Here is a 16,726-nt window from a genome sequence, read left to right as displayed (position 1 = left end):
CCGCGATGCATCCCAATGATGATGACCGCACTCAGTTCATGCCGCGCCCAGGCGGCCGTGCGCCGGAACCTGCGCGTGCGGAGCCGGCGCCCTTGTCGATGCCGGCCGCGCCGATGCTCACCGGCAAAAGCCAGGGCCTGAACCCGCTGGAAAGCGCCGCCGGCCCGCTGCTGGCCTTGCTGACGCGATTGCGCAACACCATCGCGCACCCGGCGCCGGCCAGCCTGCGCGCGCAATTGCTGGCCTATCTGCGCCAATTCGAAGAGCGCGCCGAAGCCGCCGGTGTGGCGCGCAACGAAGTGCTGCTGGCCCGTTACGCGCTGTGCACCGCCCTGGATGAAGCCGTGTTGAGCACGCCCTGGGGCAGCACCAGCGATTGGGGCAAACAGAGCTTGCTGATCACCGTACACAACGAAGCCTGGGGCGGCGAAAAGGTCTTCCAATTACTGGACCACTGCCTGCAAAGCCCACGGGAACGCCTGTACCTGCTGGAGCTGTTGTACCTGTGCATGTGCCTGGGGTTCGAAGGCCGCTACCGCGTGATGACCGACGGGCGCAGCCAGTTGGAAGCCTTGCGCGAGCGCACCGCCGCCGCGATTCGCACTGCGCGGGGCGAGCACGAGCGTGAGCTGTCGCCGCACTGGCGCGGCGTGACCGTGGCCCGCGATCGCCTGGCGCAATTCATGCCGCCGTGGATTGCCGTGGCGATCGGCCTGGCGCTGCTGCTGGCGTTGCTGTTTGGCCTGCGCATGCTGCTGGCGTCGCAGGCTGAACCGGTGTTCAAGAATATCCATGCCCTGGGCGAGATCCCGGTGCAGGCCATCGACCGTCCGGTGGCGCAGCCAAAAGTGATCGAACGGCCGCGTCTGGCCGGGTTCCTGGCCGAAGACATCAAGGCCGGCCGCGTGGCCGTGGAAGACAAGGTTGATCGCTCGGTGGTGACAATTCGTGGCGATGAACTGTTTGCGTCCGCCAGCTCCAGCATCGTCGATGACTACCAGCCGCTGATGCTGCGCATCGCCGACGCGATCCGCAAGGTCAAGGGCCAGGTGCGGGTGACCGGCCACAGCGACAATCGTCCGATTGCCACGCTGCGCTTCCCGTCGAACTGGGCGCTGTCCGAAGGGCGGGCCAAGTCGGTACTGGAAATCCTTGCCGCCAAGACCGGCCAGGCCGAGCGCTTCAGCGCCGAAGGCCGCAGCGACACCGAGCCGTTGGCGACCAATAGTACGGCCGAAGGCCGTGCCCGCAATCGCCGGGTTGAAATCACCGTATTGGCGGAGGGCGTCGAGTGAAGGCGTTGTTCAGTTTCATGATTCGCTGGGTGATCCCCGTGCTGGGTTTGATCGCCCTGGGCTTGATCATCTGGTTCGTCGGGCCGTTGCTCGATGTGTTGGTGCCGGAAGGGCGCCGCTGGGCGCTGATCATCCTGGTGTTTGCGCTGTGGATCGCCTATCGCGTGCTGCGCATCATCCAGGCGCGCCGTCAGGCCGCCGAAGTGATGCGCAGCCTGGCCGCAGAAACCCCGGCCGACCCCAACAGCGTGGCCACCGCCGAAGAGCTCAGCACCCTGCGCCAGCGCATGGACGAAGCCCTGGCGCTGCTCAAGAAGGCCAAGCTGGGTGGCGACGAACGCCGCAATCTCTATGAGCTGCCGTGGTACGTGATCATCGGCCCACCGGGTTCGGGCAAGACCACCGCGCTGGTCAATTCCGGGCTGCACTTCCCGTTGGCTGCGCAGTTGGGCGCCGGTGCGGTGCGCGGCGTCGGCGGCACGCGCAACTGCGACTGGTGGTTTACCGACCAGGCCGTTTTGCTCGACACCGCCGGGCGCTACACCACCCAGGACAGCAACTCCACGGTGGATAAGGCCGCCTGGCTGGGCTTTCTCGACCTGTTGAAAAAGCAGCGTTCACGCCGCCCCATCGACGGCGCGTTCATTGCCATCAGCCTCTCGGATCTGCTGCTCGGCACCGACGCCGAACGCGCCGCCCACGCGGCCGCGATTCGCTTGCGTATCCAGGAGCTGTACACCCAGCTGGGGGTGCGTTTCCCGATCTACCTGATGCTGACCAAGCTCGACCTGGTGCCGGGCTTCATGGAGTTCTTCGACAACCTGAGCAAGGAAGACCGCGCCCAGGTGTGGGGCATGACCTTTGCCCTGGACGACGGTAAACACAGCGACAGCCCGCTGGCCCATCTGCAGAGTGAATTCTCCGGCCTGGAGCAACGCCTCAACGAGCGCCTGGTGGAACGCCTGCAACAAGAGCGCGACCCGGCGCGCCGCGACCTGATCTATGGCTTCCCTCAGCAGTTCGGTGCGCTGAAAGACTGCCTGCAGAGTTTCCTCGAAGGGGTGTTCAAACCCAACGCCTTCGAAGAGCGCGTGCTGTTGCGCGGCGTGTACTTCACCAGCGGCACCCAGGAAGGCAGCCCGATTGACCGCCTGATCGGCGCCATGGCCCAGAGCATGAACCTGGACCGTCAGCACCTGGCGCGCCAGAGCGGCACCGGGCGCAGTTACTTCATCGAAAAGCTGTTCACCGCCGTGGCTTTCGCCGAGCGCGGCCTGGTGGGGGTGAACCCGAAAGTCGAGCGCCGCCGCAAGTGGATCGCCCGGGGTGTGCTGGCCGCCACTGTGGCCACCGTGGTGGTGGTCAGCGGCCTGTGGTGGGTGAGTTATCGCGCCAACCAAGCGTATATCGCCCAGGTCGATCAGAAGGTTGCGCCCCTTGGCCAGGCCGTGCAGAACCTCAGCCCGGCGCAGCGTGAAGTCTTGGCCGTGCTGCCGCTGCTCAACGCGGTGAAGAACCTGGCGGGTGACTCGCCAAGCTGGTCCGAAGGGCTGGGGCTGTACCAGGGCGACATGCTCGAAGCCGAGTCCGCGAGCGTCTACCGCAAGTTGTTGATTGCGGTGTTCGCGCCGCGGCTGGTTACGCGCATCGAAGAACAGCTGCATGGCGGCGGCAACTCGGACTTTCTCTACGAAGGCCTCAAGGCCTACCTGATGCTGGCCGACAGCGAGCATTACGACCCGGACTTCATCAAGGCCTGGATCGCCCTCGACTGGGACCGCAACCTGCCACGCGACCTGCCGGCCGATCAGCGCCAGGCGTTGACCGGGCATTTGCAGGCACTGTTTGACCGCCACCCACCGAATGCGCGCCTTGACCCACGCCTGATCGATGACCTGCGCCGTCAACTGCAACAACTGCCGGTGGCCCAGCGCGTCTACGACCGGGTCAAGCGCCAGAAACTGCCCGACGGCATCCCGGACTTTCGCCTCAACGAAGCGGCCGGCCGCGATGCCGCACTGGTGTTCAGCCGCAAGAGCGGCAAGCCGTTGGGCGAACCGCTGAGCGGGTTTTTCACGGCCAAGGGCTATCGCCAGGGGTTTTTGCTGAGCAGCCTGAACCAGACCGGTACCCTGGCTGAAGAACAATGGGTGCTCGGCCAGGCACAGGCCGATCAACAGAACGTGGTGAGCCTGGCCGCCGATGTGCGCCGCTTGTACTTCCAGGATTACCAGCGCCAATGGGATGCGTTGCTGGCGGACATCGACTTTGTGCCGATCACCAGCGTGGCCCAGGCGGCCGATGTGCTGCGCGTGATCTCGGGGCCGACCTCGCCGCTGAAAAAGCTGCTGGTGGCGGTGGCCAGGGAGACTGACCTGCAAGCCGAAGAGCGCCAATTGGCCGCCAAGGGCGTGCCGGTAGAAGGTGGCGTCGACAAGCTCAAGGAGCGCCTGGGCAGCCTGCTCGGCCAGGAGCAAGCGAGCGCCAATACGCCCGCAGCTGCGGATGATCCGGTCACCGCGCACTTTGCCGAACTCAACAGCATCGTCAGCAAAAACGAGGGCGAGCCGGCGGCGATCGACGGCCTGCTATCGGACATGAACGCGCTGTATGTGCAGGTCAGCGCCATGGTCGGCGCCAGCGGCGATGCCTTGCTGGGCGAGGCGAAGAACCAGGCGGCAGCGGCGGCCACGCGGGTCAGCCTGAACGCCGAGCGCCAGCCTGCGCTGGTGCAGGGCATGGTCAAGTCGGTGGTCAATTCCACCACCAACAGCATGATGGGCGGCGTGCGCAACCAGCTGAACGCGGCCTGGGTCAGCGAAGTGGTCAACGTGTATCGCCAGTCCCTGGCCGGGCGCTACCCGATGTCGCCAGGCAGTGCGCGGGACGCGACCCTGGATGACTTCGGCCAGTTCTTCGGCGTCGGCGGGGTGATGGATAACTACTTCCGCAAGTACCTGCAGCCCTACGTCGACACCTCGGCCCAGACCTGGCGCTGGCAACCGGGCGCGGCGCAGAAGCTCGGCATCGCGCCGGGCGTGCTGCAAACCTTCCAGCGCGCGGCGACGATCCGTGACGCGTTCTTCAGATCGGGTGGCACCCAGCCCATCGTGCGCTTCGAACTCAAGCCGGTTTCGATGGACCCGACCATCACCCAGTTCCTGCTTGATCTCGATGGCCAGCAACTGAGCTACGACCACGGCCCGAGCCGGCCGGTGGCGATGCAATGGCCGAATCCCGGCAGCAGTGGCGTGGTGCGTATCTCGATCATGCCGCCAGCGGCCAGCGGACGCTCCGGCGTGACCCTCGACGGCCCCTGGGCCTGGTTCCGCCTGCTGGAACAATCGGACCTGACCGCCGGCAACTCGCCGGACCGCTTCAATCTGCGCCTGCGGGTCGACGGCGCGAGCATTGCCTACGAGCTGCGCGCCAATAGCGCCTTCAACCCGTTCAAGAGCCGTGTGCTCAGCGGCTTCAGCCTGCCGGAGCGGCTATGACCACGCTGGGTTTCTACGGCAAGTTGGCCAGCCGCGGTGATTTCATCAGCCGCGCCTTGCCCCAGAGTTTTATCGGCCCATGGGACAGCTGGCTGGCGGCAGGCTTGCTCGCCAGCCAGAACAGCCTGGGCGCTGATTGGCTCAACGCTTATCTGGTCAGCCCGCTGTGGCGCTTCGTACTCGCGCCAGGCGTGTGCGGGCCGGACGCGGCGGCGGGTGTGGTGATGCCGAGTATCGATCGGGTCGGGCGTTATTTTCCGCTGGCGGTGGTGGCGGTGCTCGATCACGACACTAACCCCGCTGCGCTGGTGGGCGGGCCGGATGCCTGGTTCGAACAAACCGAAGAGCTGCTGCTCAGCACTCTGGACGCGGGCGCGACGTTCGAAGGGTTCAACGAGGGCCTCGACCGCCTGGGCGTGCCGGCGACCGAACCGCGTGCGCTCGACAGCCGTTTCGCCGGCCTGCAACGGGTGGCCGCCAGCGTGCCCCTCGGGCGCATGGCGGCGCTCGCCGAACAGGCCTGCGAAGGGGCCAGCCTCTGGTGGGGCCGGGGTTCGCAGCGTATTTCCCCCGGTTTATTACGGTGTCAGGGCTTGCCTGCCGCCAGCGATTTTGCGCAGTTTTTGCTCGGACAAGAAGGTGTGGTGTAGATGGGGGCGACGTATCAATCGGCGAGCAAAAGCCATGTGGGCATGGTGCGCCAGGTCAATGAAGACGCATGCCTGGACCTGCCGCAAAACCGCCTGTGGGTGGTGGCCGATGGCATGGGCGGGCACGCGGCGGGGGATTATGTCAGCAGCCTGATTGTCGACAGCCTGCGCAATGTGCCGGTTGGGCGCTCCCTTGAGGAATACGCGGCGGCCTTGCGCAACGACCTGATCCGCATCAATGCGGCGGTCCGTGAAGAAACCGCCAATCGGGGCGTGACCATGATGGGCAGCACCGTCGTGGTGCTGGCGGCGCGCGGCTTGCGCGGGGTGTGCCTGTGGGCCGGCGACAGCCGCCTGTACCGCCTGCGCGACGGCGAGTTGGAAAGCATCTCCCGCGACCACAGCTACGTGCAGGACCTGCAAGACAGCGGCCTGCTCAGCGAAGCCGATGCCCGTGTGCACCCGCGCGCCAATATCGTGACCCGTGCGGTGGGCGTGGAAGCGCAACTGGACGTGGCGGCGGTCGATCTGCTGATCGCCCCCGGCGACAGTTTCCTGCTGTGCAGCGACGGCCTGACCAAGACCGTCGAGGACCACGAAATCCGTGAGGTCCTCGGCCACGACGCGCCGGATGAAATCGTGCGCAGCCTGGTGCACCTGGGGCTCAATCGCGGCGCACCGGACAACATCACCACCATCGTCGTGAAGGTCTCGCCATGAACATCGTCATCCCGGGCTATGACATCGAGGGCGAGATCGGCGAAGGCGCCATGGCCAACGTGTACCTGGCGACCCAGCGCTCGCTGGAGCGCAAGGTAGCATTGAAGGTGATGGCGGCGGCGCTGGCGGCCGACCCGAGCTTCTGCGAGCGCTTCCTGCGCGAAGGCAAGACCCTGGCGCGCTTGTCGCACCCGCACACGGTGACCATCCATGACATCGGCAATGTCGATGAGCTGTACTACATGGCCATGGAATACCTGCCCAACGGCACGCTCAAGGAGCGCATCGCCGCCGGGCTGACCCCGGAGCAGGGCGTGACGCTGATCCGCCAGATCGCCTCGGCGCTGGGTTATGCCCATGCCCAGGGCCTGGTGCACCGCGACGTGAAGCCGGCGAACATTCTGTTCCGCGCCGATGGCACGGCGGTGTTGTCGGACTTCGGCATCGCCAAGTCCCTGGACGACCGCACCCAATTCACCCAGGCCGGCTTTGCCGTGGGCACGCCCAGCTACATGAGCCCGGAACAGGCACGCGGCCAGGAGATCGACGGGCGCGCCGACCTGTATGCGCTGGGCGTGGTGCTCTACGAGATTCTGGTCGGCGAGCTGCCTTACCGTGGAACCGATGCGCTTTCCACGGCCCTCGCACACCTGACTGAGCCGTTGCCGGAGTTGCCGGTGCACCACGGCCGTTACCAGGAGGTGCTGCGCAAGTTGTTGGCCAAGGACCCGGCGGAGCGTTTCGCGGATGCCGATGCATTACTGCGGGCCCTGGACAACCTGCCGGCGGAGTCGCCGGAGGCCACCTTGGTGCGGCCGCTGCCGATTCCACTGAGTTTTGACCTGGCGGGCATTACGCCTGTTACCGTCGACATACCCACCGACAAACCACAGCCGCAGCCGATAGTGCGCCAACCGGTCGTGACGCCAACGCAGCACAATGCCCCGTCCGAACAGCGCCGTGGGCCGGTGTTGGCATTGGCCGCCGTGGCGGTTGCGGTGGCACTGGCCATTGGTGGTGCCAGCTATTGGTGGTTGAGCAGTAGCGATGAGCCTGCCCAACCACCGGCTGCCGTAGTTCCCAAGGTGACGCCGCCCGCAGCCGTCGCTGAAGTGGACGGTGGTCAACGACCGTTGCTGATGGCGGGCAAGAAAACGCTGTTCCAGCGCGTGCTCAGCAAGCCCGGCGCCAAGCTTTCAGCGGACGCCGGCAGCGCGCCGGGCAAGGCGCTGCCGGCGTTTTCCGTGCTCTACGTGTACCAGCGCAAAGATATCGACGGCAGCTCTTGGGTGCGTGTCGGCGCCGCTACCGACGGACGCAGCGACGGTTGGTTGCCGGCCTCGCAGGTCAGTGACTGGAAGCAAAGCCTGGTGCTCAAATTCACCGAGCGCTCAGGCCGTGCCCCGGTGATGTTCCTGCGCCAGTCCGCTGAGGTGGAAAAACTGCTGGCCGATCCGGCTGCGGCGAAAGCTGTGTTAGCCAAGGCGCAGAACAACCGCGAAGACAATCAGCAAGTGCTGGCCCTGGAGCCCACCGCCAGCGCGGTACCGCAGAACCAGTTCTACCTGTTGCCGATCTTCGATGCCAAAGAGAGCTTCGACGAAAACGGCCAGCCGGTGCAGCTGCTCAATGTCGCCTCCATCGACCCTGGCAGCAGCGCGGTCGCCAAGCCGGCGACGCCTGTGACCAGTGCCAATGCCGACGCCTTCCGCACGGCGGTGGTGCTGGTGGTCGATACCACCGTGTCGATGCAGCCGTATATCGATCAAGTGCGCGACGTAGTACACGAGCTGCAAACCCGTATTGCCGAGCGCGGCGAGCTGGACAGCGTCAGCTTCGGCCTGGTGGGCTTTCGCAACAGCATCAAGAAAACCCCCGGCCTGGAATACGTGGCCAAGACCCTGATCACCCTCGACCAGGGCCGCGATCCGCAACGCTTTCTCGACATGGCGCGGCAGGTCAAGGCCTCGACGGTGTCCAGCCATTCGTTCAACGAAGACGCGTTTGCCGGGGTGATGCAGGCTGTGGACGGCATGGATTGGTCCGGCTACGGCGGGCGCATCATCCTGCTGGTCTCCGATGCCGGTGCGTTGCGCAAGAACGACCCGTTCGCCGCCACCCAGATGAACGAAGCCGAAGTGCGCCAGGCGGCGCTGGGCAAGCAGATCAAAATCTACGCGCTGCATCTGCGCACCGACGCCGGCAAGAAAACCCATGCCGGCGCCGAAAGCCAGTACCGCATCCTGACCGCCGACGCCAACCCACGAATCGGCGACCTGTACACGCCGGTGCCCGGTGGTGACGTGCACAAGCTCGGTGAGCGCGTCGACGAGATTGGCACGGTGTTCGCCAACCTCGTGCATCAGGTGCGCAGCAACACGCCGCAGCCGGTGCCGCTGCTCAGTGCCACTCCGAGCCTGGCGGATAAATCCGCCGCGGTCGGTTATGCGATGCACATGGATTTCCTTGGTCGCAAAACCGCGAGCCAGGCGCCCCAGCTGGTCAGCGCCTGGACTGCCGACCGCGACCTGACCAACCCGGCGCTGCCGGCGTTCCAGGTGTGCGTGATGCTGACCAAGCTGCAATTGAACGACCTGCAGCAGTCGCTGAAACTGATCGTCGATGCGGCGCGCAAAACCCAAAGCTCACCCAAGGACTTCTTCCAGGAAATCGCCAGCGCCTCGGCCTATATGAGCCGCGACCCGCAAGCCCTGCGCAAGGGCGGCAACCTGGCCGACGGCGGCCTGCTGGGCGAATACCTGGAAGGCCTGCCGTATCGCAGCAAGTCGCTGAACATGACCCAGGACCTGTGGTTGTCGTTGAGCGTGGCCGAGCAGGAAGACTTTATCGACGAGCTGGATTCGAAAATCCGCCTCTACGAGACCTTCCACAATGACCTGGCCAACTGGGTGCGTTTCGGCGATGCCGAACCGGGCGATGCGTTGTACCGCGTGCCGTTGTCGACGTTGCCGTGATGCTGAGCCTGAACGCGGTGCACAAAAGCCGGGGCGTCGGCAGCCAGCGCTATAGCCTGGTGATTCCGGCGCTGCAGCTGCGCGCAGGTGAACAACTGGCGATTGTCGGGCCCAGCGGCTGCGGCAAGAGCACCTTGCTGGATATGTTGGCGCTGGTGTTGGCGCCGGATCGGATCGGCCAGTTTGAGTTCAACCAGCTCGACATCGGCGGGCTTTGGCGCGCAGACAGTCAAACCGCCTTGGCCCAGTTGCGCAGCCGGCATTTGGGCTATGTGCTGCAGACCGGCGGGCTGCTGGGGTTCCTCGATGTGCGCGGCAATATCGCCTTGTCCCGCCAGTTGCTGGGGTTAAAGGACGACGGCAGCGTGGCGCGCCTGGCCGAGCAACTGGAAATCAGTGACCAGTTGGACAAACGTCCGGCCGCGTTGTCGGTGGGCCAGCGCCAGCGCGTGAGCTGTGCCCGCGCCTTGGCCCATGCGCCGCAACTGGTACTGGCCGATGAGCCGACCGCATCCCTCGACCCGCTCAATGCCGAGCGCGTGATGCAGGCGCTGCTGGCCCAGGCCCGTGAACACCGCGCCGCCTGCGTGATCGCCACCCATGATGAACCCTTGGCCCGCGCCAGTGGCTTGCAGGTGCGCCGCATCGGCTGCCGTCGCGATGCGGACGGCGGCGTCACGGCGACGCTTGGGGAGGCGTGCTGATGCGCATCGGCCTGGTCTCGTCGCTCGCCTGGCAGGACTACCGCAACGATGCGTGGCTGTCGGCGTGTTCGGTGCTGGCGCTGGTGGCGGTCATCGCGCCATTGCTGGTGTTATTTGGCCTGAAGTTTGGACTGGTTAGCAGTTTGACCCAACGCTTGGAGACCGACCCCGCCACCCGTGAAATTATTCCGTTGGGCGGCGGTCGATTCAGCAGCGCCCTCGTCGAGCAGCTTGGCCAGCGTAGTGATGTGGCGTTTGCCATCCCGCGTACGCGGCAGATTGCGGCGACCGCGCAGGTGGGCACCGTGGTAGTGGAGATGCTGCCGACCGCTGCGGGCGACCCGTTGTTGGCTGGCTTGCCGATGCCGAAGGGCCTGGACCAGATCGTGCTCAGCCATACCGCCGCCGAAAAGCTCGCGGCGCGGCCTGGCGACTGGCTGGAGCCCCGCTTTGCGCGGCAACTGGCAGGGCGCGTCGAGGTGCAGCGCACGCGGGTACAGGTGCTGGCGGTATTGCCGTTGGAAGCCTTCGCTCGTGACGGGTTGTTTGCTGACCTGTCATTGCTGGAGGCGGTGGAAGATTATCGCGATGGCCGCGCAGTGCCGGCGTTGCAGTGGGAGGGTGAAGCGGCGGGTGTGGGCGAGCAGCGGGTGTACCCGGCGTTTCGTTTGTATGCGCGCACGCTCAGCGATGTGGAACGGCTGCGGCTGTATTTCGCCGGGCAGAATGTGCTGGTGTCGACCCAGGCGCAAACCATCGCCCAGGTGCAGTCGTTGAGTCGCAACCTGTCGCTCGTATTCTGGATCATCTGCGGGTTGGCGTTGGCCGGTGCGTTTGCGGCGACCTTCGCCGGGGCGTTGGCGGCGGTGGCGCGCAAGCGCCGGGAGTTGTCGGTGTTGCGCTTGCTGGGCTTTTCCACCGCTGCGCTGTTGCTGTTCGTCGTGATGCAGGCGCTGTACAGCGCAAGTTTTGCCGCCGTGCTCAGTGCCGGGCTGTATAGCCTGGCCGAGGCGGGTTTGAACCGATTATTCGTGCAGGTGCCGGGCGAATACGCCAGCCATCTGTTGGCGCGTCACTACGGCCTGGCCCTGGCGGCTGTGCTCGGCGTCAGCGCCGTGGCGGCGGCATGTGGCGGTTGGCGAGTGGCGCGTATCCAGGCTTCTGAAGGAATCAGAGATGTTTAAGTTACTGGGCGCCTGTGTGGCGCTGAGCCTGGCCTCGCTGGCCTGGGCCGATGAGGCAAGCGACAAGCTCGACAACCCCAAGCCGTTGCCGGACGACGTGAGCCTGCCGCTGCCATGCGAAGGCAATATGGTGTTCCGCTACGCCTATGTGCTGGCCCAGGGCACCCTGGACGACCGTGAGGTGAGCCTCGGCTATCCCTTTGCCGAAGGCGAGGCGGGCTACCAGCAATCGTTTATCTCCGGTTACCGGCGCGACTTCATCAACGGCCAGTTCACCCTCAAGGACCTGCCCAAGGACTGGAACACCGTCATCGCGCCGCTGATGCCGAAGACCGACGCCAAGACCCCGCTCAAGCCCATGCTGTACTTCATCGGCAAGTACGAAGTGACCGCCCGCCAGTACGCCCAAGTGATGTCCCAGGCGCAGTCCCTTGCCAGCGGCGAGCCGGCGCCGGCCTGTGATGCGCCTGAGGGTATGGCCGGGCGCTTGCCCAAAGTGAAACTGTCGCGCTTTGAAGCCGAGCGCTTCTCGGCGGTGTACAGCGCCTGGCTGATGAAATACCACCGCGAGTTGCTGCCGGTGAGTGGGCGCGGGGCCTCGGCCGAAGACGGCGGCCTGGGCTTTGTGCGCTTGCCCACCGAAGTGGAATGGGAATTCGCCGCGCGCGGTGGCCAGGCAGTGAGTCGCCAGGACTTGGAAGGCCGCCTGTTTCCGCGCCGCGTCGAGGGTAGTGAAAACGACGGGCCACTGAGCGATTACGCGGTGTTCAACCAGGTCGCCGGCGGCACCGGCCAGGCGGCACGGCTGATGCCTATCGGCACCAAGCTGCCCAACCCGATCGGGATGTTCGATGTGATCGGCAACGCTGCGGAAATGGTCCAGGAATCCTTCCAACTGGTGCACGCCGGGCGCCGCCAGGGCACCTATGGCGGCTTCGTGGTCAAGGGCGGCAATTACCTGGAAGGCGAAGGCACCTTGTTCACCGGCATGCGCCGCGAGTACCCGCTGTTTGCCGCCGATGGCACCGAGCAAAGCAACGAGACCACCGGTTTTCGCGTGGCGATTGGCGCGCTGTCGGCGCCGCGCTCGCGCTACAAGGAGCTGTTTGCGCAGTGGCAGAAAGAAGGCCGCCTGGCGTCGCTGACCGACGCCATCGACGACGCCCAGGACCCGACCAAGCGCCTGGACAGCATCATCGCCGCCAGCGTCGACCCCAAGCTGCAAGCCGAACTGGGGCTGGTCAACGAAGAGCTCAAGCGCAACGTTTCGCTGATCGCCCAGCAGCGCGAGGAAGCGGCAGGCAACCTGATTCAGTCCGCCGCGTTGGTGGCCGAGACCATCAGCAACTACAACATTCGCCTGGCCAACCTGCAGAAGAGTCGCCAGCAGGCCGTGGATAACAAAGACCAGGCCAGCGCGCAGCTGTTCGACATGGCCATCGCCAACGGGCGCAGCGCGCTGGACGGCGCGGTGGCGATCTACATCGACAACCTGGCTACCGGCACGCGCTACACCGATGCGGTGATCCAGGCCCAGTTTCAACGAATCAAGGAAGAGTTGGATCGCAAGCCGGTGCTCGGCAAGAGCCTGGTGACGCGCGCGACACTGTTCGTTCGCCATGTCGGCAACTACCGCAAGCAACAGCGGGCCGACCCGGCGACGATCTTGAAGGAATTGCTCGCAGCGAGCGGTCAGCGGTCTTGATCGTTGGCTGTCTAGCGAGCTTGGAAGGGACTCAGGCGGCGGTGGGCCGTGCTGGGCAAGTCAAACTTAATAGAGATCACACCTATGCTTTTTTCCCGTAAGTCGGTTTCCAAGCGTCACCTGCTGCTGATTGCGGCCGGTTTCAGCACCGTGTTGACCGGTTGCGCAACGTCGCCTGCGTCCAAGGTCGCGTCGAGCACCAAGGTTGAGTACTACCCCAACTGCTACGAGCCGGTGCAGCACCTGCGTGCTACCGATTCGAACATGACCAAGTCGGTGGTGACCGGCGCAGCCATCGGCGCGGCCGGCGGTGCCTTGCTGGGCGCCCTGACCGGCGACAAGGAAAAGCGCGGCCGCAACGCCGCTATCGGCGCAGCGGGCGGCGCCCTGGCGGGTGGCGCGGCGGGCTACTACACCGAGCGTCAGAAGCAGATCAGCGATGACAACCAGCGCATCGCTTCCTACTCCACCGACTTCAACAAAAGCGCCTCGGACATCGACCGCAGCACCGCCTATGCCAAGGCCTCGCAACAGTGCTACCAGAGCGCATTCACCAAGCTGGTCGCAGACCGCAAGGCCAAGACCGTCAACGACACCGAGGGCCGCAAGCGCCTGGCGGAAATCGTTGCGGGCCTGAAGGAATCCAATGACCTGATCGTTGCAGTCAACGGCAAAGCCAGCGAAGACCTCAACAACTACACCCAGGCCTACGAGAAAGACCTGCAGCAGGTTGGCGTGCAGCGTAGCGACGTGGTGACCGTGGCCACCGCCGACACCACGCCTGTGGTCACTCCGGCCAAAGGCAAGAAAGCCGTGAAGCCGGCCAAGAAACCCGTGCTCCCGACTGTGCCGAAAGAAGCGGTGACCACCGAGAAGAGCATCCAGACCGTTCAGGCCAAGCAGGCTGAAAGCAAGCAGGTCGCCAGCTCCGGCAAGGCTCAGCTCGAAGGCAGCTGCCGCGATCCAAACCTGGCCGACTGGGCCCCGGTTCCTTGCCCTAACGTTTAAGTAACCTGTTGCTATAAGCGTTAAACGTCAACCGATCTCCCGCTAAAGCGCGAGATCGGTGGCGTTCTGTTTGCAAATCGTTACACTGCTGCGGCCACTCAATAATTACACCGAGGCCGTGTGCATGAAATTTCGTCTTCTCCTGTGGGTGCTGGGCCTGATGATGGGCAAAGCCAGCCGCACCAACCCCGCCTTCCAGCAGCAGCTAGGTGACAAAGACCTGGCCTTCCAGTTGCAGACCCTCGACGGCAAGGTTGCCCGTCACTTCATCGTCAAAGACCAGCGCATCACCAGCCGCTCGGGTGTACACCCTGAGCCTGCCTTTGCGATTGCCTTCAAAGACGCCGCCTACGGCTTCGCCACGATGCAGGCGAAGAACAAGCAACTGGCGTTCATGACGGGGATTCAGGACAAGTCGATCCAGATCAAGGGCAACCCGGCGCTGGTGATCTGGTTTCAGGGGTTGACCAAGTATCTGAAGCCGAAGAAAAAGAAGTAGGCGTGATCGTTCCCACGCTCTGCGTGGGAATGCCGCTTTGGACGCTCCGCGTCCGCTCTTAAGTGGTGACGCGGAGCGTCACGGGATGCATTCCCACGCGGAGCGTGGGAATGATCAGGTTCAGTGCTGGCTGAACTGCGAGGCTAGTTCGCGCAACAACACTTCGGCATCCAGCACCTTGCCAACCACGTCTTCAGCCTTTTCCCGGCTCAAGCCCAGGCGCTCGAGCAGTGCATCCGGGATGGTTTCATCCGGCCCGGAACCGATTCCTCGGCTGCGCAACAGGCGCACGGCCAGGCACACCAGGTTCGGGTGTTCGGCGTACTGCCCGACATCTCATGGGTTTACTTGCCCCGAGACAGTGAGTACTCGATCAGCCAGCAACTGTGCCAGTTCGATTAACTGCGTAACGCCCAGCAGTTCCTCTCGTTTCGGTCCTTCAAGGTCAAAGGCCAGGTCGCAACTCAGCGCATTGGCCGAGGCCAGTGTTTCGCTGAGGTTGACCAGTAGGTCTTGCGTGGGGATGCCGTCTTTCACGGTGAATAGCACGCTAGGTGCTGGATCGATTGGGGGATTTGGGGTGGGTTTGATCATGGTGAAACTCCGGAGATATTAAAGGAGCTGCCATTGATCGCCGCGACGCGATGGGGGTGGCAGCTGTACGCAGGTTCGCGGACCGACTCTCCAGAACATCGGCATACCCGAAGGTATCCCGCGCACAGCCGCCATAGCGCCGCACAGTAGACGACAAAAAAGCGCCAACTGAAAGGACACGATGACGCTTTTGCGTCTGAAGAAATACGGGCCGCGACGCCCGACCGCTGATTGTGCAACGGTGCACTGAGACTAGAGATTGAGTGTCCTAGCGGCAACCTCAACGCCTTGTAAGACGTTTCTGTTTCTAGCCGAACGGACAGTTGTTTGGCTTTGCGCCAGCCAAGCCGAAGAAAAAGAAGTAAGCGTTCAGTTAAACCGAGGTGGATTCATCGGGGGCAAGCCCCCCCACATTCGACCGCATTCCACAGCTGGAACTCGGTTAAGTGTGGGAGGGGGCTTGCCCCCGATAGCAGTGTGACTGTCGACAGATTCAATGCTGGCTGAACTGCGAGGCTAGTTCGCGCAACAACACTTCGGCATCCAGCACCTTGCCAACCACGTCTTCAGCCTTTTCCCGGCTCAAGCCCAGACGCTCAAGCAGTGCATCCGGGATGGTTTCATCCGGCCCGGAACCGATTCCTCGGCTGCGCAACAGGCGCACGGCCAGGCACACCAGGTTCGGGTATTCGGCGTACTGCCCGTCATAGCTCGGGTCATGCTGGAAGCGCAGGGCGGTGGACAGTTCGTCCGGCATGTCCCAGTAACGCATCAGCCAGGCGCCGATCTGCTCGCGGCTGATGCCCAGCAGGTGTTGTTCCACGTAGCTGTGGCACAGGTGCGGGTTGACCTCCAGGTGGCGGCAGATCAGCGAAAAGTGCGGCGGGAACACATGGGCCAGCAGCAGGTAACCAAAGTTGTGCAGCAACCCTGCGAGGTAGGTCAGGCCGGCTTCCGGGCGCTGGGCGCGGGGCATGGCGCGGGTCAGGCCTTCGATCACGGCGGCGGTGTAGATCGACTGGTGCCAGTACGGCGTGGACGGATGCGGGCGGTCCTTGGGCAGGCTCAGGGTTTTACCCAGGGCCAGGCCCAGCGCCAGATTGATCACCAGATCGAAGCCCAGCACGCGCACGATGGCGTCTTCCACCGAGCGGATCTTGCCCGGCGAAGCGTAGTAGGGCGACGCCGCCCAACTCACCACCTGGGCGGCCAGGGCCGGGTCGGTTTCCACCACGCCGGTGATGTCGTCGATGGTGGCGTTGGGGTCGACGCGCAGCTTGATGATCTTCTGCGCGGTGTCGGCCAGTGGCGGAATCTCGATGGTCGCTTCCAGGCGTTGCTGAATACGGCGGGCAGTGAATGCCTGCATCGCCTGGGTGATTTCCTCACGGTCATCATTGGGACGGTCGAGGTTGGGGCGAATGTTGCTCAGGGGCTCGCCGAACTGAGCCGCACTGGCCTTGGTCAGCATGGTCTTGAAGTGCTCGCTGGCGATTTCCAGCAGCAACCCGGCTTCGCCCGAATGCACCAATAAACTCGGCTCGTTGAGCAAGCTGCCTTCATACAGGCACGGCGAACTGGTGAGCGGCGGCAGGCCCGGCAGCAGGTTCAGCTCATGCTTGCCCAGCATGCGCTCGACGCGCTCCGGCGCCACGGCGGTGAGGCGGCGACCGGTGAGCTCGGTAAGGCGGTTGAGGTCGAGCAACTGGCTCTGGGGGAACAGCACCATGAGCGCGCCGACGGCATCTTCGAGCAGTACCGCCTGGACCTTTCGCGCAGGGTTCAGGCCCGTCTGTTCGGCGACTTCCGTGTAGGGGATGGCGAGCTTTGCGAGCAACGCCCGAATGACCGGCGGGGCGGTCAGTGGGGCGGTAGCGAGGGCAACTTCTGACATG

The 16,726-nt window shown here is 64.5% G+C and carries 12 protein-coding genes and 1 pseudogene; 10 read left to right on the top strand and 3 right to left on the bottom strand.

What is annotated here, in order from left to right; all coding sequences use genetic code 11:
* The first annotated feature begins 5 nt into the window (after positions 1-5).
* From C4J87_RS25425 to C4J87_RS25380, 10 genes are all read left to right on the top strand, one after another.
* Positions 6-1,295, top strand: a complete 1,290-nt coding sequence (locus tag C4J87_RS25425) for a DotU family type VI secretion system protein (RefSeq protein ID WP_124368839.1) — start codon at positions 6-8, stop codon at positions 1,293-1,295.
* The gene (gene tssM / locus C4J87_RS25420) at positions 1,292-4,792 is read left to right on the top strand and encodes a type VI secretion system membrane subunit TssM (protein ID WP_124368838.1); all 3,501 of its coding nucleotides are present in this window, start codon (positions 1,292-1,294) and stop codon (positions 4,790-4,792) included. The genes C4J87_RS25425 and tssM overlap by 4 nt, the downstream gene beginning before the upstream one ends.
* Positions 4,789-5,442: a type VI secretion system-associated protein TagF gene (gene tagF, locus C4J87_RS25415; protein WP_124368837.1), complete on the top strand. Its 654-nt coding sequence runs from the start codon at positions 4,789-4,791 to the stop codon at positions 5,440-5,442. The genes tssM and tagF overlap by 4 nt, the downstream gene beginning before the upstream one ends.
* A complete protein-coding gene (locus C4J87_RS25410) occupies positions 5,443-6,162 on the top strand; it encodes a PP2C family serine/threonine-protein phosphatase (RefSeq protein WP_124364994.1) in 720 nt (239 codons plus the stop codon).
* Positions 6,159-9,137, top strand: coding sequence for a serine/threonine-protein kinase (locus tag C4J87_RS25405; RefSeq protein ID WP_124368836.1), 2,979 nt, complete (start codon positions 6,159-6,161; stop codon positions 9,135-9,137). Before C4J87_RS25410 ends, C4J87_RS25405 begins: the two co-directional genes overlap by 4 nt.
* Positions 9,137-9,841 carry an ABC transporter ATP-binding protein gene (locus C4J87_RS25400; protein ID WP_124368835.1) on the top strand — a complete coding sequence of 235 codons (705 nt, stop codon included), beginning with the start codon at positions 9,137-9,139 and terminating at the stop codon, positions 9,839-9,841. Before C4J87_RS25405 ends, C4J87_RS25400 begins: the two co-directional genes overlap by 1 nt.
* A complete protein-coding gene (locus tag C4J87_RS25395; protein WP_124368834.1) occupies positions 9,841-11,025 on the top strand; it encodes an ABC transporter permease in 1,185 nt (394 codons plus the stop codon). The genes C4J87_RS25400 and C4J87_RS25395 overlap by 1 nt, the downstream gene beginning before the upstream one ends.
* Entirely contained in the window at positions 11,018-12,730 is a 1,713-nt protein-coding gene (locus C4J87_RS25390; protein ID WP_124368833.1) for an SUMF1/EgtB/PvdO family nonheme iron enzyme, read from the top strand. The genes C4J87_RS25395 and C4J87_RS25390 overlap by 8 nt, the downstream gene beginning before the upstream one ends.
* A gap of 84 nt (positions 12,731-12,814) precedes the next feature.
* A complete protein-coding gene (gene tagQ / locus C4J87_RS25385; RefSeq protein WP_124368832.1) occupies positions 12,815-13,738 on the top strand; it encodes a type VI secretion system-associated lipoprotein TagQ in 924 nt (307 codons plus the stop codon).
* A gap of 124 nt (positions 13,739-13,862) precedes the next feature.
* A complete protein-coding gene (locus tag C4J87_RS25380; protein WP_032803751.1) occupies positions 13,863-14,237 on the top strand; it encodes a hypothetical protein in 375 nt (124 codons plus the stop codon).
* A gap of 120 nt (positions 14,238-14,357) precedes the next feature.
* On the opposite strand, the pseudogene C4J87_RS25375 reads toward C4J87_RS25380, so the two are convergent.
* The 3 genes and pseudogenes from C4J87_RS25375 to C4J87_RS25360 all read right to left on the bottom strand — a co-directional run.
* Positions 14,358-14,567, bottom strand: a pseudogene (locus tag C4J87_RS25375) (histidine kinase); the annotation flags it as partial.
* A 6-nt stretch (positions 14,568-14,573) separates the two neighbouring features.
* Positions 14,574-14,831, bottom strand: a complete 258-nt coding sequence (locus tag C4J87_RS25370) for a DUF6124 family protein (protein WP_124368831.1) — start codon at positions 14,829-14,831, stop codon at positions 14,574-14,576.
* Positions 14,832-15,324: 493 nt separating this feature from the next.
* Positions 15,325-16,725 carry an aminoacyl-tRNA deacylase and HDOD domain-containing protein gene (locus C4J87_RS25360; RefSeq protein WP_124368829.1) on the bottom strand — a complete coding sequence of 467 codons (1,401 nt, stop codon included), beginning with the start codon at positions 16,723-16,725 and terminating at the stop codon, positions 15,325-15,327.
* Between the last annotated feature and the right edge of the window lies 1 nt (position 16,726).

The organism is Pseudomonas sp. R1-43-08, from assembly GCF_003852255.1.
GTDB lineage: Bacteria > Pseudomonadota > Gammaproteobacteria > Pseudomonadales > Pseudomonadaceae > Aquipseudomonas.
This window is presented reverse-complemented; position numbering and strand designations above follow the sequence as displayed.